This is a genomic window from Accumulibacter sp. (genome assembly GCF_036625275.1).
Taxonomy (GTDB): domain Bacteria; phylum Pseudomonadota; class Gammaproteobacteria; order Burkholderiales; family Rhodocyclaceae; genus Accumulibacter.
Map to the genome: position 1 here is coordinate 1 of NZ_JAZKUD010000036.1, position 22,529 is coordinate 22,529.

General features: G+C 61.4%; 15 protein-coding genes. 5 read left to right on the forward strand and 10 right to left on the reverse strand.

The annotated features are described in order from the left end of the window. Positions 1 to 160 precede the first annotated feature (160 nt). From V5B39_RS12440 to V5B39_RS12460, 5 genes are all read left to right on the forward strand, one after another. Entirely contained in the window at positions 161 to 2,461 is a 2,301-nt protein-coding gene (locus tag V5B39_RS12440; RefSeq protein WP_332343213.1) for a CHAT domain-containing protein, read from the forward strand. Between the two features lie 8 nt (positions 2,462 to 2,469). Next, positions 2,470 to 7,608, forward strand: a complete 5,139-nt coding sequence (locus tag V5B39_RS12445) for a filamentous hemagglutinin N-terminal domain-containing protein (RefSeq protein ID WP_332343214.1) — start codon at positions 2,470 to 2,472, stop codon at positions 7,606 to 7,608. After that, complete coding sequence (locus V5B39_RS12450; protein WP_332343215.1) at positions 7,605 to 9,320, forward strand: ShlB/FhaC/HecB family hemolysin secretion/activation protein; 1,716 nt, start codon at positions 7,605 to 7,607, stop codon at positions 9,318 to 9,320. Before V5B39_RS12445 ends, V5B39_RS12450 begins: the two co-directional genes overlap by 4 nt. 246 nt (positions 9,321 to 9,566) lie before the next feature. Next, positions 9,567 to 12,326, forward strand: a complete 2,760-nt coding sequence (gene polA / locus V5B39_RS12455) for a DNA polymerase I (protein ID WP_332343216.1) — start codon at positions 9,567 to 9,569, stop codon at positions 12,324 to 12,326. Next, entirely contained in the window at positions 12,323 to 12,862 is a 540-nt protein-coding gene (locus V5B39_RS12460) for a DUF2242 domain-containing protein (RefSeq protein WP_332343217.1), read from the forward strand. The genes polA and V5B39_RS12460 overlap by 4 nt, the downstream gene beginning before the upstream one ends. 63 nt (positions 12,863 to 12,925) lie before the next feature. On the opposite strand, the gene V5B39_RS12465 is transcribed toward V5B39_RS12460, so the two are convergent. The 10 genes from V5B39_RS12465 to V5B39_RS12510 form a co-directional block, all read right to left on the reverse strand. Then, positions 12,926 to 13,609, reverse strand: coding sequence for a phosphonate ABC transporter ATP-binding protein (locus V5B39_RS12465; protein WP_332343218.1), 684 nt, complete (start codon positions 13,607 to 13,609; stop codon positions 12,926 to 12,928). A gap of 65 nt (positions 13,610 to 13,674) precedes the next feature. Then, positions 13,675 to 14,577 (reverse strand): phosphonate ABC transporter, permease protein PhnE, encoded by a 903-nt coding sequence (gene phnE / locus V5B39_RS12470; protein ID WP_332343219.1) that lies wholly within the window; start codon positions 14,575 to 14,577, stop codon positions 13,675 to 13,677. Further along, positions 14,574 to 15,440, reverse strand: coding sequence for a phosphate/phosphite/phosphonate ABC transporter substrate-binding protein (locus tag V5B39_RS12475; protein ID WP_332343220.1), 867 nt, complete (start codon positions 15,438 to 15,440; stop codon positions 14,574 to 14,576). The genes phnE and V5B39_RS12475 overlap by 4 nt, the downstream gene beginning before the upstream one ends. A 49-nt stretch (positions 15,441 to 15,489) precedes the next feature. Then, the gene (locus V5B39_RS12480) at positions 15,490 to 17,118 is read right to left on the reverse strand and encodes a tetratricopeptide repeat protein (RefSeq protein WP_332343221.1); all 1,629 of its coding nucleotides are present in this window, start codon (positions 17,116 to 17,118) and stop codon (positions 15,490 to 15,492) included. A 132-nt stretch (positions 17,119 to 17,250) separates the two neighbouring features. Beyond that, on the reverse strand, positions 17,251 to 18,006 hold the full coding sequence (gene zapD / locus V5B39_RS12485) for a cell division protein ZapD (protein ID WP_332343222.1): 756 nt from the start codon (positions 18,004 to 18,006) through the stop codon (positions 17,251 to 17,253). Between the two features lie 59 nt (positions 18,007 to 18,065). After that, positions 18,066 to 18,698 carry a dephospho-CoA kinase gene (coaE, locus tag V5B39_RS12490; RefSeq protein ID WP_332343223.1) on the reverse strand — a complete coding sequence of 211 codons (633 nt, stop codon included), beginning with the start codon at positions 18,696 to 18,698 and terminating at the stop codon, positions 18,066 to 18,068. Continuing rightward, positions 18,695 to 19,378 carry an SPOR domain-containing protein gene (locus V5B39_RS12495; protein ID WP_332343224.1) on the reverse strand — a complete coding sequence of 228 codons (684 nt, stop codon included), beginning with the start codon at positions 19,376 to 19,378 and terminating at the stop codon, positions 18,695 to 18,697. The genes coaE and V5B39_RS12495 overlap by 4 nt, the downstream gene beginning before the upstream one ends. Positions 19,379 to 19,386: 8 nt before the next feature. Further along, the gene (locus V5B39_RS12500) at positions 19,387 to 20,751 is read right to left on the reverse strand and encodes a TrpB-like pyridoxal phosphate-dependent enzyme (RefSeq protein WP_332343225.1); all 1,365 of its coding nucleotides are present in this window, start codon (positions 20,749 to 20,751) and stop codon (positions 19,387 to 19,389) included. 60 nt (positions 20,752 to 20,811) lie between these two features. Next, positions 20,812 to 21,216: an adenosylmethionine decarboxylase gene (gene speD / locus V5B39_RS12505; RefSeq protein WP_332343226.1), complete on the reverse strand. Its 405-nt coding sequence runs from the start codon at positions 21,214 to 21,216 to the stop codon at positions 20,812 to 20,814. Between the two features lie 87 nt (positions 21,217 to 21,303). After that, on the reverse strand, positions 21,304 to 22,527 hold the full coding sequence (locus V5B39_RS12510) for a multidrug effflux MFS transporter (protein WP_332343227.1): 1,224 nt from the start codon (positions 22,525 to 22,527) through the stop codon (positions 21,304 to 21,306). Positions 22,528 to 22,529: the final 2 nt, after the last annotated feature.

The window sequence follows — 22,529 nt, forward strand, 5'->3', positions numbered from 1 at the left end:
GTTCGTCATGGCAGGCGTGATCAGGGTTTCGTCGCTCCAATCATGCCAGAAATGGCCGCCTGCCACCCCATTGACAACCCCGCTTGCACGGAAAAATTCGGCTGAATAGCGAGTTTTGCAAGAGGCTCATAGAATATATTTATCAGGGGTGGAGGGGATTATGCAGAAATGGTTGAAGCCCTTATGGCAAGGGGTCGCGCTGTGCTGGCTATTGATGGTGCAGATTCTTGCCCTGGCCGACCAGGCCGTCGATGGCGGGGATGACCTGATTGCCCAGGGCATCGCACTGCGTGAACAAGGGGATCTTCAGAAATCGATCGACTTGCTGTCTTCCGCCCGCAAGCGGGCCGTCTCCCCCGGTGTGCAAGTCCGGGCCAGCGGGGAGTTGGGCATCTCCTTGCTGCAGGCCCATCGCCACGAAGAGGCCGAAGGTCTGCTGCGCGATGCCTACGCCTCATCGATGGGTGTCGAACGCGCCCGCTTGGCTCTCTATCTGGGCAACCTGGCGCTGATTCGCAAGCGCAGCGAAAAAGCCAGGAGCTACTATCAGGAGGCGCTCGACCTCGCGCCGGAAGCGATCGAGATCCAGTTCAGCGTCCGTCTCAACCGGGTCCGGATGGCGCCCGGATCGGAAAAACTTGCGCAACTATCGGTGCTGTCACCGCAGATCGACCAGGCCGACGGCCCTCCTGGCCCGCTCGCCCGCTTCCACCTCAATCTGGGTGAGCAGGCGCGCCTGCTGGGAAAGCCGGGCCTGTCACTGGCCTATCGGCATCTTGATCGGGCACGGGAGCTCGCCAGGCAGCAGGGCGATCGCTCTCTCGCGGTTGACACGCTGGATGCCCTGGCGCAGCTCTACGAAGATCATCACCGGAACCAGGATGCCCTGATCCTGACGCAACAGGCCATCGAACAGGCGCATTCCCTGGCGCCGGGAGCGGCCGCCCGCCTGCTGATCGATCTGGAATGGCGGCAGGCGCGGCTGCTCCTGGCCGATGGCCGGGAAGCACCGGCGCTGGCCGCGTACCAGCGCGCCGTCAGCCACCTCGAGTCGGTGCGCCAGGATATCCCCATAGAATACGAAGATGGCCGATCGTCCTTTCAGGCGACGCTCGAACCGATCTATCTGGGCTATACGGATCTGCTGCTGCGGCAGCTCGACAAGCAGCCGGCAGAGGTTCAGGCAGCGCAGTTGCCGAAGGTGCTGAATGCAGTGGAATCGATCCGACAGGTCGAACTGCAGGATTTCCTGGGCGACCGCTGCTCGGTCGAGGCGGTGCAGGGCAGCGATTCGGCGCGGGTGCCACCGGGAACGGCAGTGCTCTACCCGGTCATCCTGCCCGATCGCATCGAATTGCTGCTGCAAACCTCGAGCGGCATCCAGCGACGGACTACGGCGATCGCCGGCGCGACCCTGCGTGCCACGGCAAAAACCCTGGCCGACACCCTGCGCAACGGCCTGACGGGCTACCTCGTGCCGGCACGGCAACTGAACGACTGGCTCCTTAAGCCCTTTGCCGATGTCATCGCGGCCCAACACGTCGACTCGCTGGTAGTCGTCCCAGAGGGTGCCCTGCGTCTGGTGCCGATGGCCGCGCTGCACGACGGCCAACAGTTCGTTATCGAGCAATATGCGGTTTCGATGGTTACCGGCATGACCATGACCCATACTGCATTGCCGGCCGGACAGCAAGCGGCGTCCCTGGTGGTCGGCCTCTCCGAACCCGGGCCGGTGGTCGACAAGTTGGGGCTGATCCTGGCCGAGCAGATTCTGCAGCCGAACTCGACCGGGAGGGCGGTGAAGGGGCTTGCGCGGACGAGCGAGTTACGTTCGATGCGCCTCCTCCAGCGTGCGAGATCGTCAGGCCAACCATTGTCCCCCCGTCAGATCGAGGATCTGCGGGCCAGTTTGAGCTTACCGGGGGTCAAGGAAGAAATCGAGGCGCTGCGCGGCATCCTGCACGGAAACACCCTGCTGGATGCGCAATTCACCGTCGGCCAGCTTCACCAACAGGCCGAATCCGGCGATTACCGCATCGTGCACATCGCCTCGCATGGCGTCTTCGGCGGCAGTGCCGAGACCAGCTTCATCCTCGCCTATGATGACCTGATCACGATGAACGGGCTGCAGGGCCTGCTCAAGGCTGAAAAGCTCCAGAGCACGCCGATCGAGCTGTTGAGCCTGTCCGCCTGCGAGACCGCCGAAGGCAATGACCGCGCGCCGCTCGGCATCTCCGGCGCCGCCATCAAGGCCCGCGCCCGCAGCGTCCTCGGCACCCTGTGGCCGGTCGCCGATGATGCCGCCAAGGTGCTCATGAAGAGTTTCTACGGCGGCATCGCCAATGCCCGTTTGTCCAAGACCGAAGCCCTGCGCCGGGCACAACTCGAATTGATCCACCACCCCGAGTCGAATCATCCCTTCTACTGGGCGCCATTCGTCATCATCGGGAACTGGCTGTGAGAAAAACCATGTGCATCTTCTGCAAACCTCATGGGTTGTCCGTCACGGCCCTGTTCATGGCGGCGTTTTGTGCATTGCCGGCGCAGGCGGCATCGAACATCGTCCGCGATGGCAGCATCGGGGCTGGCCCGCTGACGGCGTTGACCCCATCGGGGACGGTGAGCAGTGGTTTGGTGAGGTACCAGAAAATCGCCATTCCCGAAACCTACGGTCAGCGCGCGGGTGGCAACGTCTTCCATAGCTTTTCGAAGTTCAGTGTGGGCAGCGGCGACGGCGCAGTGTTCACGATCAATGGCCCCGTCAGCAATGTCATTTCGCGCGTCACCGGCGGGCAGTTGTCGACGATTCACGGCCTGCTGAAGCTTGATCCGGGAAGCACCGGCAGCGCTCCCAATTTCTTTTTCATCAACCCGGCGGGTGTGACCTTCGGCGCCGGGGCGGTCGTCGACGTGCCGGCGGCCTTGCACATCAGCACCGCCAATTACCTGAAATTTCCCGACGGCCATTTTCATGCCGATACCATGACCGCCAGCACCTTCTCCAGCGCCGCGCCGGAAGCCTTTGGTTTCCTGGGAACAACGCGGGCAACGGTGGCCGTCAATGGCGGTGCCTCAATCCTTTCGAAATCGCTACATCCGATCAGCGTTGTGGCCGGTGACGTCAAGGTTGATCAAGCCGGACAGATCACTACCCTGGATGGAGGCGATATCCGGGTGGTAGCCATGGGAAAGCAAGTCCAGGAAGTTCCTCTGTCCGGGGATCTGCCGGTGGCCGCGGCCTATGGCGATCTGGATATCCTCAACGGGGGCTTGATACATACCTTAACTAATTCATTGGCCAATGCCGGGAAGGTCGATATCCATTCCGGCAACTTCACCATTGACGGTAAGGGATCGAGCCTTGCCAGCAATTCTGTTGGGACTTCCAGAGAGGAGACGGGAAATTCTGGAAGGATCAATGTCGCCGTATCAGGAAACATCAAGATCGATAATGGCGGAAAAATCGATGCGTCCACCTATTCGTCAGGCGATGCCGGCCTTGTGTCGGTAGCCGCCGGTGGTAGCACCATGATCAGTAATGGCGGGCGGATTGGATCGGAGACATCGTCCTCGGGCAATGCAGGTGCAGTGCAGGTCAACGCTGGCAGCCTGAGCATTGATGGCAAAAATCCGCTGACTGGCAAAAATGCGCTGACGGGCATTTCCAGTGATGCTAATCCAGGAGCGACAGGGAGCGCTGGCAAGGTGGAGGTGACGGTAAGCGAGGCTCTGTCCTTGACCAATGCAGGGCAGATCAGTTCGTCTACCTGGTCTCCCGGTAATGCCAGATCCTCCGGCGATGCCGGGATTGTGTTGATAGACGCCGATAGCATCAAGATTGATGGTTCCTCTGGGTCGGGCATTTTCAGCCAGGCCAACGGCACCAAAGACAATGGTTACGTTACAGGCAATGCCGGTGGCGTCGATCTAAAGACTGTGGGGAAGATCGAGATTGGCAATGGCGGGCAAATCAGTTCTTCCACTTCGTCCTCCGGCGATGCCGGCTTTGTATCGGTAGACGCCGGTGGTAGCATTACGATCAGCAATGGCGGATGGATTAGATCGGAGACATTTTCCTCGGGCAATGCCGGGACCGTCCAGGTCAATGCTGGCAGCCTGAGCATCGATGGCAGAAATTCGCTGACGGGCGAAAATATGCTGACGGGCATTTCCAGTGAAGCTAACCCAGGAGCGACAGGAAGCGCTGGGAGGGTGGAGGTGACGGTGAGCGGGGATCTGTCCTTGACCAATGCAGGACAGATCAGTTCGTCTACCTGGTCTTCCGGCGATGCTGGCATTGTGCTGGTAGGCGCCGGCAGCCACTTCATCTCTGGCGCAAATCCGATTCTGACAATCGTCCCGAATTCGCTCCGTGGAACGGGACCCGCCAACATCAAGATCAATGGCAAGGGCAGTGGTATTTTCAGTACACGACAGGAAGCTGCCAGCGGAACGGAAGCGGGACCCATAACCGGAATAGGCTCCATCGTTGTCGCGGCGTCAGGCAACATTGACATCAACAATGGGGGAAGCATCAGTTCCACGACCTTATCGCCGGTGGGTAAGGCTGGCTTGGTCGTCGTCGTTGCTGGCAGCGGTGCAACACTGGACAGCCAGTTGGGCCTGACTGCGCAGAATGCGGTCATCGGGGCCGGCATTGGTAACATTACGATCGATGGCAAGGATCCGACAACCTCGACAGTCTCGACAACGGGAATTCGCAGCGACGCCGGCGCCGGAAACAATGGTATAGCCACTACCGGGGACGCGGGTGACGTGCGAGTAATGGCTGTGGGCAAGCTTGAAATCAATCATGGCGGGCTGATCAGCTCAGACACTTTTTCTTCTGGTGCTGCGGGTTCGGTGAAGACCACTGCGGGCAGCGTGACGATTGATGGCCGGGATTCGGGGAATATATTTACGGGCATTTCCAGTCAGGCTAACTTTACTAATGCCAACCAGGGAGTTACCGGAAACGCTGGTAACGTGGAGGTGGCAGCGACCGGCAACCTGTCCGTACTCAATGACGGCAGGATCAGTTCGTCCACCAGATCTTCAGGCGATGCCGGCCTTGTGTCAGTAGCCGCCGGTGGTAGCACCACGATCAGTAATGGCGGGCGGATTAGATCGGAGACATTTTCCTCGGGCAATGCAGGTGCAGTGCAGGTCAACGCTGGCAGCCTGAGCATTGATGGCAAAAATCCGCTGACTGGCAAAAATGCGCTGACGGGCATTTCCAGTGATGCTAATCCAGGAGCGACAGGGAGCGCTGGCAAGGTGGAGGTGACGGTAAGCGAGGCTCTGTCCTTGACCAATGCAGGGCAGATCAGTTCGTCTACCTGGTCTCCCGGTAATGCCAGATCCTCCGGCGATGCCGGGATTGTGTTGATAGACGCCGATAGCATCAAGATTGATGGTTCCTCTGGGTCGGGCATTTTCAGCCAGGCCAACGGCACCAAAGACAATGGTTACGTTACAGGCAATGCCGGTGGCGTCGATCTAAAGACTGTGGGGAAGATCGAGATTGGCAATGGCGGGCAAATCAGTTCTTCCACTTCGTCCTCCGGCGATGCCGGCTTTGTATCGGTAGACGCCGGTGGTAGCATTACGATCAGCAATGGCGGATGGATTAGATCGGAGACATTTTCCTCGGGCAATGCCGGGACCGTCCAGGTCAATGCTGGCAGCCTGAGCATCGATGGCAGAAATTCGCTGACGGGCGAAAATATGCTGACGGGCATTTCCAGTGAAGCTAACCCAGGAGCGACAGGAAGCGCTGGGAGGGTGGAGGTGACGGTGAGCGGGGATCTGTCCTTGACCAATGCAGGACAGATCAGTTCGTCTACCTGGTCTTCCGGCGATGCTGGCATTGTGCTGGTAGGCGCCGGCAGCCACTTCATCTCTGGCGCAAATCCGATTCTGACAATCGTCCCGAATTCGCTCCGTGGAACGGGACCCGCCAACATCAAGATCAATGGCAAGGGCAGTGGTATTTTCAGTACACGACAGGAAGCTGCCAGCGGAACGGAAGCGGGACCCATAACCGGAATAGGCTCCATCGTTGTCGCGGCGTCAGGCAACATTGACATCAACAATGGGGGAAGCATCAGTTCCACGACCTTATCGCCGGTGGGTAAGGCTGGCTTGGTCGTCGTCGTTGCTGGCAGCGGTGCAACACTGGACAGCCAGTTGGGCCTGACTGCGCAGAATGCGGTCATCGGGGCCGGCATTGGTAACATTACGATCGATGGCAAGGATCCGACAACCTCGACAGTCTCGACAACGGGAATTCGCAGCGACGCCGGCGCCGGAAACAATGGTATAGCCACTACCGGGGACGCGGGTGACGTGCGAGTAATGGCTGTGGGCAAGCTTGAAATCAATCATGGCGGGCTGATCAGCTCAGACACTTTTTCTTCTGGTGCTGCGGGTTCGGTGAAGACCACTGCGGGCAGCGTGACGATTGATGGCCGGGATTCGGGGAATATATTTACGGGCATTTCCAGTCAGGCTAACTTTACTAATGCCAACCAGGGAGTTACCGGAAACGCTGGTAACGTGGAGGTGGCAGCGACCGGCAACCTGTCCGTACTCAATGACGGCAGGATCAGTTCGTCCACCAGATCTTCAGGCGATGCCGGATCGGTGAAGGTCAATGCGGCCACCCTTACCATAGATGGCCATGGCCAGATTTCTGCTGCCAAAACAGGCATTCTCAGCAACGCGGAATCGAGATCCTCAGGCCAGACCGGCAGCGTGCTCGTCTCCGCCCACGACCGCATCACGCTCGCCAACGGCGGAGTGCTGTCGATCAGAAATGATGCGACGGTCGCGAATCCTGGCAATCTCATCCCCACCACGCTGACCGTGAACGCACCGACGATCCTCCTCAAGAACGCCGAGATCACTGCCTCATCCACCGGCAATGTCGCGGCCAGCAATGTACAGGCCAACTTCAGCCATCTTCTTGCGCTCGACAACAGCGGCATCATCACCAGCGCCAACCAGGGCAACGGCGGCTCGATCCACATCACCGGTGGCAATGGCACGATCCTGCTGGACAATTCGCAGATCACCACTTCCGTCAAGGGTGCGGCGGGCAACGGCGGCGACATCCATCTTCAGACGCATACGCTGATCATGGAGACCGGCTTCATCCAGGCCAACACCACCGCCCGGAACGCTTCGGGTGGCGACGTACATATCGATGTGCAGGCGCTGGTGCCGAGCGCGGATACCTTGTTCATCGGTGGGGAGACGCCCTACACCTTCCAGCCGGGGGTCTTTGGCTTCAACGTCATCCAGGCCGCCGCGCCGACCGGGGTGAGCGGGGTGGTTCAGATCAGCACGCCCTTGCTGGATATCTCGGGCGCGCTGACCGGATTGAATGCGCGTCTGCTCGACGGTGGCGGACTAGGGCACCACCCGTGCCGGATCACCGGCGGCAGTTCGCTGGTACAAACCGGCCGCGGCGGCTTCGCCTCCTCTGCCCGCAACCTGCTCGGCCTCAGGCCGGTATCCACGGCAACCCGGATCGTTGGCGATATGCCGCTCTCGGCGGGTGATCCGCGGCTGGCCTTTTCCTCCTGGGGGTGTGCCCGTTCATGACCAAGCGAGATCCCATGCGCGCCAAGACCCTTCCGGTCGCACTGTTCGGGCTATTGATCGGGTTGCCGCCCGCCGCCTTCGCGGCCGAAGCGATCGACCATCTCAACGTCCAGGAACCGACGCGTCCGGAATACCTTCCGGCCAAACCCGGCGAGGGCTTTCAATTGCCGCCGGTTTCACCGGAGCCGACGATTCCCCAACCGGGAGCAGCCGGCGAGTCAGTGCTGATCCATAAAATCCTCTTTCGCGGCAATCGCGTCATCCCGACCAGCGAACTCGATGCGGTTGCCGCAGCGTATGCCGGTCGATCGCTCGATGCGGCGGGACTGGAGGATCTGCGGCAGAGGCTGAGCCGTTATTACGCCGATCGGGGCTACATTAATTCCGGCGCCCTGCTGGGCAAGGAGGCCATCGACGGCGGCACCGTCACCTTCGACATCGTCGAGGGCCGCTTGAGCGAAGTCCGCCTGCATGGCTTGGAGCGCCTGAACGAAAACTATCTCCGTCAGCGGCTTACCAAGAGCAGTGATGTCGCATTGAACGTCGATACCCTGCGCGAACGTTTCCAGTTGCTGCTCGACGATCCGCTGTTCGAACGCCTGAACGCCCGCCTGATTCCCGATGCCCGCCTCGGCGAAGCGATTCTGGACGTCGAGGTGTTGCGCGCACGCCCGTATCAGCTCACGGCTTTCACCAACAACTACCGTCCACCCTCGATCGGTTCCAACGCTTATGGCCTCAGCGGCTGGGTGCGGAACCTGACCGGTCAGGGCGACGTGCTCAATGGCAGCGTGCAGGACTCCACGCAGGGCGGCGCGAACGGCCGCTACAGTGTCGGTTGGCAGATGCCCCTGAACCCGATCGGCACCCGGTTTTCGTTTCAGTACGACCATGAAGATTCGACGGTCATCGAAGAACCCTTGCAGGATCTGGATATCAAGAGCGTTCTCGACACCCGGGATTTTGGTCTCAGCCAGGTCTTTGTCGAAACGCTGCAGCACAAGCTGACCCTGGGGGTCAACCGCGTCGACAGGAAGAACACCACCACCCTGTTGGGGCGGCGATTCTCGTTCATCCCGGCAGAGCCCGACGGGATCACCCGGGTGTCAGCCTGGCGTTTCTGGCAGGAGTACGCCTATCGATCCGAAAGTCAGGTGCTGGCGCTGCGTTCGACATTCACTTCGGCCCGCAACAATGCGCAGGAAATCGCCGGGCTACCCGCAGGAACGCCGCAACCGGACCAGCATTACAATATCTGGCTCGGCCAGGCGCAATATGCGCGGCGAGTCCTGGAAAATGGCGCCCAGTTGATCCTGATCGGCAATCTTCAGCAGACCCGGGACCGGCTGTTGCCGCTGGACCGGATGTCGATCGGCGGCGTTCATACGGTACGCGGCTATCGCGAGAACCAGATGATCCGCGACACCGGAACCATCGTGAGTGTCGAATTCGATTACCCGCTAATGCAGAACCCAGGCAAGGGATTCAATCTGTCGCTGATCCCGTTCTACGACTACGGCCGCGGCAAGAACCAGAGTGAAGCCGCCGATACGCTGAGTTCGGTGGGTCTGCTCACCCGCATGCGCTGGGAAGGACTCAACCTGGATTTCAGCCTCGCCAAACGCCTCAGCCATCCCGATTTTGTCCGGAGCAACGGCGACAATCTTCAGGATAAGGGCGTCAACTTCCAGCTCAATTACCATTTCTTTTAATGTGAAAGTCGCCCAGCGACTCACGAATCTCCCCTCACCTGCCGGGCCGTGGAACGAAGGCGGGGTTTCGCGGCGCACGGCTCCGCGCCGCCGTAGCCTCTACACCCCGTATCGCTGACGCGACTTGCACATGCAGGAACTCTGCGATAATGCCGGGAACTCGCCGGATGAGCGGAGGCGACCACGCCTGTGGCCTCACGCTCCAGCGACCAAGTCACGCCCTTCCCATTCCTTTATGGCCCGCCCATGCCCACCCTGCTGCTGGTCGACGGATCGTCCTACCTCTATCGCGCTTTTCATGCCATGCCTGACCTGCGCACGACGCAGAGCGAGCCAACCGGTGCGTTGCATGGCGTGCTGAACATGCTGCGCCGCCTCGAAAGCGACTACCAGGCGGCGGGAATCGACTACAAGGGCTGCGTCTTCGACGCCAAGGGCAAGACCTTCCGCGACGACTGGTACCCGCAGTACAAGGCCAACCGCCCACCGATGCCCGACGATCTGGTGCGCCAGATCGGACCCCTGCATGCGGCGATCGAGGCACTCGGCTGGCCGCTGCTGATGTTTGACGGCGTCGAAGCCGACGATGTGATCGGTACGCTGGCAACGCAGGCGGCGGCGCAGGGCGTGCAGGTGGTGGTGTCGACCGGCGACAAGGATCTCGCGCAACTGGTCGGCCCACGGGTCAGGCTGGTCAATACGATGAGCAACGAACTGCTCGACGAAGCCGGCGTGATCGGGAAATTCGGCGTGCCGGCCGGACGCATCGTCGACTACCTGGCGCTGATCGGTGACACGGTCGATAACGTTCCCGGTGTCGACAAGGTCGGCGCCAAGACGGCGATCAAATGGCTCGCGCAGTATGGTTCGCTCGACGGGGTCATCGCTGCCGCGCCTGACATCGGGGGTGTCGTCGGGCAGAACCTGCGGCGTGCGCTCGATTTCCTGCCGCTGGCACGCCGCCTGGTGACGGTACGCTGTGACCTCGACCTGGCGCTGGCGCCGACCGACCTCAAGCCGCGACCCATCGATCGCCAACGCCTGATCGAGATCTTCTCGCACTACGAGATGCGCAGCTGGCTCTCGGAGGTACAAGGCGATGGCCCCAGCCGCACGACGACTGATGATGGCGCGCTGCCGGCCACCGCGCCAAGCACCCAGGCCGACCTGTTGGCCGACGCTGCGCACCGCGCGGCTTACCAGACGATCCTCGACTGGCCGGCTTTCGAGCGCTGGATCGAGAAGATCGGGCCTTGTCCCTTGACCGCGCTCGATACCGAAACCACCAGCCTCGACCCCTTCGCTGCCCGCCTCGTCGGCCTGTCACTGGCGGTCGGTCCCGGCGAAGCAGCCTACCTGCCACTTGCCCACCACTACCCCGGAGCACCGGCACAATTGCCTTGCGACGAAGTGCTGGCGCGTCTCAAGCCCTGGCTCGAATCGCCACGACACGCGAAGATCGGCCAGCATCTCAAGTACGACCAGCATGTGCTGGCCAACCACGGCATTCATCTTGCCGGAGTGGCACACGACACCCTGCTGCAATCGTACGTCCTCGAATCCGGCAAGGACGGTGTTCGCGGCCACGACCTCGGCCAGCTCGCGACCCGTCACCTCGGTCTCGCGACGATCCCCTACGAAGCGCTCTGCGGCAAGGGAGCGAAGCAGATCGGCTTCGACCAGGTGGCCATCGACCAGGCTTCCGGGTACGCCGCCGAAGACGCCGACCTCTGTCTGCGTCTGCACCAACGGCTGTATCCGCAGATCGCCGCCGACGCCGGTCTGCGGCACGTTTATCAAAGCATCGAAATACCGGTACGCGACATTCTCTTTCGCATGGAGCGAACCGGCGTCCTGATCGATGTCGAACTGCTCCAGCAGCAGAGCCACGAAATCGGCAAACGCCTGCTTGAACTCGAAGCGAAGGCACACGTAGCGGCCGGCCAGCCGTTCAACCTCAACTCGCCCAAACAACTGGCCGAGATCCTGTTCGACAAGCTTGGCCTGCCCGTGAAAAGAAAGACCGCCTCGGGAACGCCGTCGACCGACGAGGAAGTACTCTCCGAACTCGCCCTCGACTACCCTCTGCCGAAGATCCTGCTCGAATCGCGGCAGCTTGCAAAACTCAAGGGCACCTATACCGACAAGCTGCCCAAGATGGTCAATGCCGACAGCGGCCGTGTGCACACCAGCTATGCGCAAGCGGTCGCAGTGACCGGCCGGCTGGCATCAAGCGACCCTAACCTGCAGAACATCCCGGCGCGCACCGCCGAAGGGCGGCGCATTCGCGCGGCGTTCATCGCACCGCCGGGCAGCCGCATCGTCTCGGCCGACTATTCACAGGTCGAGCTGCGAATCATGGCACACCTCTCGGAAGACGCGCGCCTGCTCGAAGCCTTTTCCCAGGGCAAAGACGTCCATCGCGCCACCGCTGCCGAGATTTTTGGCGTTGCGCCGGGTGACGTCGGCCCCGACCAGCGTCGCGTCGCCAAGGTCATCAACTTCGGGCTGATCTACGGCATGAGCGCTTTCGGCCTTGCCCGCCAGCTCGACCTGACACGCGCCGCAGCGCAGGCATATATCGAGCGCTATTTTGCGCGCTATCCCGGCGTCGCCGCCTATATGGAAAAAACGCGTGCGACGGCCAAGGCCCAGGGTTATGTCGAAACCGTTTTCGGGCGTCGCCTGTGGCTTTCCGAAATCCATTCCAGCCTGCCCGCGCGCCGCCAGGGCGCCGAACGTGCCGCGATCAACGCGCCGATGCAGGGATCGGCCGCCGACCTGATCAAGTCAGCAATGATCGTCGTGCAGCGCTGGCTCGACACCGAACGCCTGCAGACGCGGCTACTGCTGCAGGTGCATGACGAACTTGTTCTCGAAGTCCCGGAAGCCGAGTTGCCCCGAGTCCGCACCGAACTGTCACGCCTGATGACCGAATGGGCGGCGCTGCGCGTGCCGCTGGTGGTCGACGTCGGTGTCGGCATGAACTGGGATGAGGCGCATTGACCCGGATCATTGTCGGAATGTTGCTGCTTCTGACCGGCCTGCTGTCCGGGTGTGGCAGCACGCAGGGCAAGGTCGCGGTCTACCAGAACGAAGGTTTCGAGGCCAACGAAACCTTCTCGCGGTTGTTCGACGCCAGTGCCGAAGCGACTTGTGAGGCTGCGCGCCGGACGCTGCTTAGCCAGGGCTATCTACCGACTACGGTGAAGCCTGATTTCATCAGTGCCAGCAAGCATTTCCAGCCCGAAAGCGAGGTGCATGTACAGATCGCGTTCAATGTCGTCTGCGCTCCGGAAGGCCGTCTCGGCAAGCTCTCGACCGTGTATGTGAACGCCATTCAGGACCGCTACGTGCTCAAGAAGAACCCGAACTCGGCAACCGTCGGCGTCAGCGCAATCGGCTCGGTCTCGATTCCGTTGACGCCGAGTGAAGATTCGCTGGTCAAGGTGGCCAGTGAAACGATCCCCGCAGGGCCATTCTACGACCGGTTCTTTGCGCTGATGCAGCGCAATCTTGCCCATCACGAGGACGAACAATAGCCGCGTGCACGCAAACAAGCAGGCATCCGTGCGTCACTGAACGGAAGCCAGCATGGACAGCCACTACCGCCGATAGAGATTGGCCAGATCCTGGAGATCGAGGTTGGTAAGCGGCAGGTCGAAGGCAATCCGCCCCTGCCTGAGGCCGATCACCCGGTCGGCCAGCAAGGGGAGCAGCGCGGGGTTATGGACGACGCTGATCAGCGTCGCCTGCCGGGCAGCCCTGACCAACAACTGGCACACCTCGGCGGCGGCCGAGGGATCGAGTGCGGCGGTTGGCTCGTCGGCAAGAATCAGGCGCGGTCGCTGCATCAGAAGACGGGCGATCGCCACCTTCTGCTTCTCGCCGCCCGACAGCCGGTCTGCACGGGTATGCGCGCGATCCAGGAGAGCGACTGCCTGCAAGGCCTGTACCGCCTGCTCGGTCTCGTGTCCCGGATAGCAACGCGTCCAGCCGCGCCAGCCGCGCACGCGGCCGAGACCGCCGATCAGCACGTTCTCCAGTGCCGATAGCCGGGCAACCAGATGCAGGCCCTGCAATACCTGTCCCACTTCCTGGCGCAGCGCACGCAACTCGGTGGCCGGCATGGGTCCGGCCAGCGCGTGGCCAAGCACCTCCAGCGTGCCATGCGCGGGTCGCATGAAGCCGCTCAGCAGTCTCAGCAGGGTCGACTTGCCGGCTCCATTGTGGCCGACGATGGCGATGCGCTCGCCCTCGGTGGCACTGAATTGGTCGATGTCGAGCAAGGCGCGGCCCTCCGCGACACAAGCCACGGCTTGCAGGGAGATGACGGCAGAGGACGCGGCGGCGCTCACAGCAGAGCCAGGCGAATGCGCCGGCTGATGGCGTCGAAAGAGGCGACCAGGAACACCACCACGATCAGCACCGTCGCCAGCCGTCCCCACTGAAAGAGCGAGATGGCTTCGGTAATCAGCAGGCCCAGGCCACCGGCGCCGATGATGCCGAGAATCGTCGAATCACGGATATTGAACTCCCAGATATAGAGGTGGCTGGAGACGAACTGGGGAAGGACGGCGGGCCAGATGGCATGGAAGAACACCTGTACCGGCCCGGCACCGACGCTGCGCACCGCATCGATCGAGGCGATGTCGAGAGTCTCGATCGACTCGGCGAAGAGTTTTCCATAACTGCCCATGCTGTGCAGAGCGATGGCCAGGATGCCGGCAGTCGGCCCGAGGCCGACGATCCCGACCAGCACCAGACCAAAAACCAGAGTGTGGATCGAACGTGCGATGTCGAGGATGGCTTTCGCCAGCCAGGCAAGCGGTCGCGGCGCCGTCAGGTTGCGCGCCGTCAATACTGCCAACGGCAACGCCAGCACGGCGCCGAGCAATGATCCCAGGGTGGCAATGCGAATCGTTGTCCAGGTGGCGCCGGCGAGCCCGGCAAGGTACTCCAGTTCGACTGCGCGGCGGTTTTCGACACGCAGCAGCGTGCCGTCATCGCTGCGATACGCGAATTCCGGGTTGCCCCACCAGACATCGACGAAACTCGGGCGGGCGAATTCTACTGCGGTCTGCAACAGGTTTCGAACCGGATTGCGCCCCAGCGATAACTCCCCTTCTCTGGCCAGCGAGCCAAGACAGGCAGCGACCAGCAGGAAGTAGATCAGGGTCAGCGCGAAAAAAGCAGAGCGACCGCTGCGGCGCTTCGCCAGGCGCTCGGCAAGGCGCGCACGCCGGGTGTGCGTCACTTCGGCCGCAGTTTGCCGGTGGCCAGACCGGCATCGCGGATCGGCTTGTAGAAACCGTTGTCGCGGATCACAAAGCCAGTGTAATGGGGTGGCAACAGCCTGGGCTGCGTTTTCAGGGCCTGGCCGACGTCGAGCAACGCTGCCTGCAGACGGGCAACCAGTGCCTGGTCGGCGAACAGTGCCTGACTGACGGCCACGGCGTCGTTCGGCAGCGGCGCCGATTGCCAGATGATCTTCGACTGATCGGCCCGGATCAGTCCCTGTTCGATCATCGCCGTGCGGTTGCGGTTGTAGTCGGCGCCGGCATCCAGGACACCTTGTGTCACCTGTGTTTCAATCGCCTGGTGCGGAGCATGCAGCACCTTGGCGAAATGGCTGTCGGGGTGGATGCCCTGGGTCATGAAGAAGTGCAGCGGGATCAGGTAGCCGGAAGTGGAACCCTTGTCGCCGAAGGCGAAGGTTCTGCCCTTGAGATCGGCCACTGTCCGGATTCCAGAATCGGGATGGGTCACGATGATCGCATGATATTCAGGCTTGTCGTCGTAAAGGATGCTGGCTACCACCTGTGCGCCCGCTTCGTTGTTGGCGAGCACATAGCCCCAGGGTCCCATCAGGGCGATGTCGGTTTCACCGTTGGCAAGCGACTTGGCCAGACCTTCCCAGCTATCGACGGTGCGCAGTACGACCGGTCGATTGAGCCTGGCCGCGAGGTAATCGGCGAGCGGACGATAGGTGGCATCGTTCTTGTCCCGGTTCGGCTGGAACAGGCCGACGCCGAATTTGAGCGGCGGTTCAGCGGCCAGAGCGCCGGTCGACAGCAGCGCGCTGGCGAGCATGACCAGAAGGCATGACCAGAATTTCATGAGTGCTCCTGAGGGGTGAATGGGGAGACTGAAACCGCTTTTGCGGTCGTCATGAGATGGCCGGCAGTTTGAACTTGCGCTGGATCTTGGCGACCAGGGCGGCAATTGGAGCCAGCCGGGGATGACGCTGGTTTTTGGCCAGCAGCATCTGATGGTAGCGATGGGCATCGCGCAGCTTGTCCGCGTCAACCCCATTGGTGTAGACATCGAGGAACAGTGCATAGGCGGCGTTGGCGATAATCTGCGGGTTGCCGGGCAAACGCTCGGCGGCTTCCCTGAGCATCGCCGCGGCGGTTTTGAAATCACCGGCCTGTCCCTTTCGGACGGCCTCGTCATTGATCTGGATGATCTCGGCGTTGCTGTTGCTGATCAGCGTTTCCGCACGCTCGGCATTGCCGTGGGTTTTCATCATCTGGGTGATGCTGGCATGCAGGACGGTCTGGTCCGGGTTGTTCTGGACGACATCCTTGAGTATCTGCTCGGCTTCGTCGTGCCGACCGTGCACCAGGCAGGCCTTGGCAACGGCCAGCTTCGCCGCTTCCGACAGGCCCTGGGTCCCTCCCTGCATGACCCGTTCCAACGCCTGCTGCGCCAGTGCCGGATTGCCCGCCTTGTGCTGCGCAACCGCTTCCACCGCAGCCAGCAAGGTGGTATCGCCGGCATTCCGGAAGCTGTTCTTGGCTTCGCTGATCAGGGAAATCGCCTGTTCTGTGTCGCCGAGCTCGGTCAGCGCATTGCCAAGACTGGCGTAGTCGTTGAGGTCGCGCAATGGCGAGTTGCGCGTCTTCTGAACGACGGTGCGCAGCGCTTTCTCGACGCGACCAAAATCTGCAGTCTCTTCGGCAATCCCGGCAATCGCACGATGGCGGGTCAGTGAATTGGGGGACATTTCGCAGGCTTTGTCGAGAACCCGGAGTGCGCTGTCGGACTCCCCGGATTCCCTGAGCAGGCAGCCCAAGGCATCGTAGGCCGCCAGAAAGCGCGGCGTCTCGGCAAGCAGCTCATTGAGCATGTGCTTTGCCTGCTCCAGGTGACCACTGCTCTGGTACGCCTTGGCCAGCCCCAGTTTTGCCCAGGGCATCGAGCGTATTTGCAGGGCGCGCTGGTAGAATTCGATGGCCTCGTCGAAACGTTGGGTCATGATCAGGGCGTTGCCCTTGACGCGCAGGGCGTCCAACAGGAATTTGTCCTTCGCAGCGATGATTTCATCGCAGGCCACGATTATCTCCTGCCAGCGGCCTTGGTCCTGCAGCTTGTCGATCTGCGCCAGTCGCCGCTTCTTGTCCAGCAAGCGGTCGATGCGCGATTTGAGGGCGTCCGCGGTGAAGGGTTTCAGCAGGTAGTCATCCGGTAGACATTCGGCTGCGGTAATCACCGACGTGTAACTTTGTTCGGCGGTGATCATCAGGAACAGTGTCGCCCGGCTGATGATCCCGCTTGAGCGAACATATTCGAGAAACTGCTGACCGTCGGTCGCGCCGCCGAGGTAGTAGTCGCAGAGAATGATGTCGAATCGATTGCTGGTCTTGAGCATTTCCAGGGCATCCCGGATGGTCCCCGCAACGCTGGTCTGCTCGACGCCCAGACTGCTCACCTGGCTGCGGATCGAGCTACGCATTTCAGCCACGTCGTCGATGATCAGGATGCGTTTGTTTCGGTAAGGCGAAAGGATGGCCATGGCTATGTAGCGCCCTGAAGACTTCCTGGATAGTACCGGATTTCAGCGGTCCTTGCTGCTCGTGTCACTGGCCGGCCTGCGGGTTCCGGACCCCGGTGCCCCAAGTGTTGCAGGCTCTCCGTCAGGCAAAGATCAGAGATTGCAGAATAACATGTCGAAATCGACATCGTTATCGCAATGGCGCGGCCGATGGTCGCTATCGGGTCGAATGAAGCGAATGTTCAGCGCGTACTTGTTGGCGCTGATTTCCGGAATGTAAGGGTCGTGCATCTTGAGTGAAATGCGCACCATCTGGGAGCTGCTTCCGCCGAGCATCAACTGGAAGGCGCCGCCGATGGCGACGTGATGCTCGGGATGGCCACTGGCGCGCAGCAGGCGCAGCACGATGGTCAGCGCGTCACGTAGCGGCAGCATCGGCTGCAGCCAGGCGACCAGTGCGTCGCGTCGCACGCCGGGTTCCTGATGCCGCCAGTAATGGTAGGAAGGCAGATCGAATTCGCAGACGCCGCCAGGAATGCTGGCACGACTCTTGATGCTCATCAGCCAGTCGTTGTCGCGAAGATGCTGACCGATCTTGCCGGTCATTCCGAGCAGCGCTGCCGATGCCTGCTCGATCTCATAGAGGGCGCCGGAAAGCGCATCTTCAGAGATGTCCGGATTGTTGCGGTAGCTCAGCAGGCTCTGGCGCTGGCGTTCGAGTTCCTGAATCAGATCCATTTTCAGATCGGCACGCCCGGCCACATCCAGGATCTCGAACAGGGTCAGAAGGACGACATGATGCTCCTGCGAGCCATCCCGTTGCAGGAAACCGTTCGCCTTGTGGAATAAATCCTCAAGACGCAACAGTGTGCGGATGCGTTCATTGAAAGGATATTCGTATGTGATCACACAGCCGCCAGCGTGGGGAACAGGAATTTTGATAATTCTGAAGCATATGCACTAAAACCTCAACGGCCAGCATGCGCTTTCGCCCGTGCCAGCTCAAGATAATGCCGGTGCAGGACCTCGATTTGTGGTCCCAAGGCGTCGAGTTCGCCATCATTGTGCACCAGATCATCGGCCACTGTCCGCCGCTCAAGTCGCGAGCTCTGAGTCGCCATGATCGCCTTGACGGCCTCGAAGGCCAGACCGCTCCGTGCCATGACTCGAGCGATCTGCACCGTCTCATCACAGTCGACGACCAGCACCCGATCTGCGCGCTCGCGATAACCACCCGTTTCGACCAGCAAGGGAACGACCAGCAGCACGTAGGGCGCATGCCTGGACTGTGTGGCAGCCGCACAGAGTGCTCTGCTCTGCTCCCGGATCAGCGGATGCAGGATCGCTTCGAGTCTTGCCTTCGCGGCACGATCGGAGAAAACCAGGTTGCGCATGGCGGTGCGGTCCAGCGCGCCGTCCGCTTGCAACACGCCGTCGCCAAACGTGGCAGCAATGGCTGCCATCGCAGCCCCCTGCGGAGCAGTCAGGGCATGTGCAATGACATCCGTATCGACCAGGGCAGCACCCCGCTCGGCAAAGAGTTCGGCGACCGTACTTTTGCCGCTGCCGATGCCGCCGGTCAAGCCGACAATGAAGCTCATGGCGTGGGCTCATCCTTTCTGATTCTGCAGGCCAGCGGGCTGGCCTTCGGCAAGCGCGTGGCGATTGCCTGATGCAACGCCTCTGCGCGCGCTTCAGGCCCCTGAATTTCAAGGGTATTGAACGGTGGCCGGCCCTTGCGCTCAGCCATTCGGGCAGATTTGACCCCTTTCGCCTGCAGGGTGGCAAGCCCTGCGCTGGCGGCTTCCTCGGTGCGGTAGGCACCCAGTGAAATCGCCAACTGGTTGGGACCGGCGGCCTGCACCACAAAGAAATCCTGAATTCCCAACTGCTGCAATTCGGCCGTTTTCTTGCTGACTTCTTCCTTGCTGGCCAAGGGAGGAACGAAGACCCAATAGCCGCTGTTCTCTGCCACCGTGCGACGCGTCGCCTTGAAGTCCGCAAACTGTTCGCTCAACAGTCGTTCGATCTGGTCAGCCTCGGCGCTGCTCAGCTCACTCCACAACTGACAGCTTGTCGCCACCGGATTCTCGGATGTTGTTTCCGCTCCCCTGCTTGCCGTGCGTGGTGGCTCGCCACGCGCAACCACCCTGACCCGATCGGCAAGCAGTTGTTGCTCGAGGCGCCGCGCGTCGGGATTGACCGGCACACCGAGGTAGCCACGCGCCCATACGAAAAAAAGCAGGTTGGCAAGAACCAGAAGAAAAACGGCAAGCCGCATCGAGACCATCATTCGACCGTCGGCAGATGTCCGAGTGAAGCATGAATGGCTGCAGCGGGGTACTCGAAATCCTCGAGTTCACCTGCGAAATACCGGTCATAGGCGGCCATGTCGAAGTGACCGTGACCGGTCAGGTTGAAAAAGATCACCTTCGCCTCGCCACTCTGCTTGCAGCGCAGCGCCTCGTCGATGGCTGCCCGGATCGCATGGTTGGACTCGGGCGCGGGAATGATCCCCTCGGCGCGGGCAAAAATCACGCCGGCCTCGAAAGTCGCCAACTGCGACACCGCCACCGCTTCAATCAGGCCCTCGTGGTAGAGCTGCGAAACGAGCGGCGAATCGCCATGGTAGCGCAGGCCACCGGCGTGAATGCCCGGCGGCATGAAATCGTGCCCGAGTGTGTACATCTTCATCAGCGGCGTGAAGCCCGAGGCGTCGCCAAAGTCGTAGGCATAAACGCCCTTGGTCAGCGTCGGACAGGAACTCGGTTCGACGGCAACCAGCCGGGTGGGTCTGCCGTTTCGCCCGCCGGCTGCATTGTCCGCAACGAATGGAAAAGCCACGCCGGCAAACGAGGAACCGCCGCCGCAGGGGGCGAAGATGACATCCGGCCAATCGCCGGCCTTCTCGAACTGCCTTTTCGCTTCCTGGCCAATGATCGTCTGGTGCAGCGCGACGTGATTGAGCACCGAACCGAGCGTGTAACTGGTGTCGGCCCGGGAAGCCGCTTCCTCGACGGCTTCGGAAATGGCAATGCCCAGCGAACCCGGGTTCTCCGGATCCTTTTTCAGTAGGTCGCGACCGGTCTGGGTCATCTTCGATGGGCTGGCGAACACCTCGGCACCCCAGGTTTGCATCATTGAGCGCCGGAAAGGCTTCTGCCGATAGCTGATGCTGACCATGTAGACACGCACCTCAAGGCCGAACATCTGACCGGCAAAAGCCATCGAACAACCCCATTGCCCGGCGCCGGTCTCGGTCGTGATGCGCTTGATGCCTGCCTGCTGGTTGTAATACGCCTGCGGTACGGCGGTGTTGGGCTTGTGCGAACCGGCCGGCGAAACGCCTTCATGCTTGTAGTAAATTCTGGCCGGTGTTCCGAGCACTTCTTCGAGCCGGCGCGCACGAATCAAGGGGGACGGGCGCCACAAGCGATAGACTTCGCGTACGGCATCCGGAATCGGGATCCAGCGCTCGGTCGACATTTCCTGTTCGAGGATCGCCATCGGAAAGATCATCCCCATTTGCTCCGGGGTCACCGGTTTGCAGTCGGGACCCAACGGCGGTAGCGGCGGATTCGGCAGATCGGCGACGACGTTGTACCAATGAGTAGGGATCTCGGAGTGTTCAAGAGTAAAGCGAAGCGATTCCACACAGCCTCCCTGCATTTTTTGAACGAAGATTCCAAGTATACCCCTGGATACTGCGACTAATCATTTTCGGGCGTTGTCAAACCCCCCGGCCAGGTCCGGAATGCCGCGCTCCAGCTCGCGCCGCAGCACGCGCGCGGGCACAAAGGCGCTGATCAGGCGTTGGCAGGCGAGGCGTGCGGCAGTACTGTTGTTCTGACTGAAATTGCAGACATACAGGTCCAGGGTGGCAGCGTGGACTTCCGGCCAGGTATGCACGGCAAGATGCGACTCGGCGAGTACCACGACACCTGTCGCGCCGGACGGGTCCAGCGCGCTGCCGAATTGGTGGAAGATCTGTCCGACGGGGGTCAACCCCGGCGTAGCGCAAACGGCCAGGCAGAGTTCCCGCAATGCGTCAGCGTCAGTGAGCAACTGCGGGGGGCAGCGGCAGTCGTAGAGTTCAGCGAGCAGGTGCAGGCCAGGCATGGCAAATCCCCCGGTTCTGGGAGGCCGGACATCGTCGCTCGGCAGTGCCTGTCCCCATTTTCCCATGACCTCATTTTCCCAGGCGATTTATGGCAAGCAGGCGAGTTGGAGTTTGGGCGACATTCGCCACTGCTGGATGATGGCGGCAAACGCACCCAGCAGCAGCAACCCGCCCATACCGAACGCCAGGGTCAGCGTAGATCCCCACAGTGCCGGTGCGATCAGACCGGCGGCAAGCGTATTGAAACCGGACTGCAGGAAGGTCTGGCAGGAAGCCGCCAGGCCCCGTTGTTCCGGGAACAGGTCAAGCGCCCGTAGGGTCAGGCAGGGCATCGCCAGAGACATGCCGAGCGTGAATCCAAAGAGCGGCAACACACTCCAGGGCAACGCCGGTGGCAGCACCAGATTCAGGATCAGGTTGAGGGTTGCAGCCGTGCCCATCACCAGATAGCCGATGGCAATCGTGCATGCCGGCGAAAGCTTGCCGGCCAGCCGGTCTGACGACCACGCACCGATCATCAGGCCAGTCATGGCCGGGCCGAACAGCCACAGGAAACCGGTCGCCGGAACGCCCAGATGGCGCATCAGGAAAACGGGCGCCGACAATACATAGATGAAGAAAGCGGCGAAATTGAACGCCAGAGCAGAACAGGTCAGCAGAAAGGCGGGAGAAGTCAGCACCTTCCAGTAACTGCGGGTGAGGTAGCCGACACGCAAGGACTGGCGCTGATGACGGGGTAGGGTTTCCGGCAGCAGGAACCAGCAGCTCAGCCACAGGACGACGCTGTTCAGCACCAGAAAGGCAAACACCGAGCGCCAGCCAAACCATGATTGCAGCCAGCCGCCGAGCACCGGCGCAATCGCCGGTGCAAGGGCGAACATCATCGTCACCTGCGATATCAGCCGCTGTGCTGAGGCCCCCTCGTAGAGGTCGCGGACGATCGCCCGACAGATGACCAGACCGGCACCGGCAGTCATTCCTTGCAAGGCGCGCAGCAACCAGAGATGTTCGATACGTGTGGCAAACATGCAACCGGCCGAGGCCAGCGCAAAGAGCGCGACGGACACCAGGATGACCCGCCGACGCCCCAGCGCATCGGAGATCGCGCCATGCCACAGCGTCATCAGTGCGAAAGGCAGCAGATACGAGGTCAGTGTCTGTTGAACCTGTAACGGAGTGGCCCCCAGCGACGTGCCAATGTCTTGAAAAGACGGCAGGTAAGTGTCGATCGAGAAGGGGCCGAGCGCCGCCAGCGCGGCCAGCAGACAGACCAGGCTGCGCGACGCGCTCGGGGGACGTGAGTTCGGCATGG